The 625-nt window shown below is 32.0% G+C and carries 1 protein-coding gene and 1 pseudogene; one reads left to right on the top strand and one right to left on the bottom strand.

The genetic code is table 11. The features are described from left to right. Positions 1–99: 99 nt before the first annotated feature. Positions 100–366, bottom strand: a complete 267-nt coding sequence (locus tag HMPREF0670_RS15210) for a hypothetical protein (RefSeq protein WP_044078558.1) — start codon at positions 364–366, stop codon at positions 100–102. 160 nt (positions 367–526) lie between these two features. Between HMPREF0670_RS15210 and HMPREF0670_RS17370 the strand changes: the two are divergent. After that, positions 527–625: pseudogene (locus HMPREF0670_RS17370) on the top strand (IS982 family transposase); the annotation flags it as partial.

The raw sequence follows: 625 nt of genomic DNA, 5'->3' as shown, positions 1-625 counted from the left end.
CCCAAGAAGCCGTGCATCAATGTACAAAGGACCATTGATACACAGCTTGCTTTGTTTTGAATTCATCGAACTCACATTAAATATGTCTTTAAGATTACATCATTTCCATTTTAAAACCCATGCTTTAATTCTCTTATAATATTTAACTATCATTGGAAGAAAGAAACCAATAATACCAAGTGTAATAAACGGTTCTTTCCAGTTATGACCAAATATCACATCACTCCATTCTGCTACTGTAAGAAAGATTGCACATATAATAATTCCTATCCCTAAAGGCTTTAATGCCAACCTAAATTCTCTTGCCAATATCTTACATATAGTATATATAGTATGAGCTATAACTTGTTTTGTTTTATCTTCCATGATTCATTTTGATTTATTTGTTGCAACCCACTTGCATAATTTTATGATGTATCGCATTAATATAGTTAAGGATAATACTATAATTGCAGCCCATTTCATATGATTGTGTAAATCATTATTATAACATGAGTTCGGCGAATTATAAGTGCCTATAAATTTGGTGATCACCGAAGGCAAAGTTACTGAAATATTTTGTATGGCAGACGACTTCTGCAAGTTTTTTGATGCAATGACGGCAAAATATGCGCTAAAACCTACC

Origin of the sequence: Prevotella sp. oral taxon 317 str. F0108, from assembly GCF_000162415.1 — a bacterium.
Taxonomy (GTDB): domain Bacteria; phylum Bacteroidota; class Bacteroidia; order Bacteroidales; family Bacteroidaceae; genus Prevotella; species Prevotella conceptionensis.
This window is presented reverse-complemented; position numbering and strand designations above follow the sequence as displayed.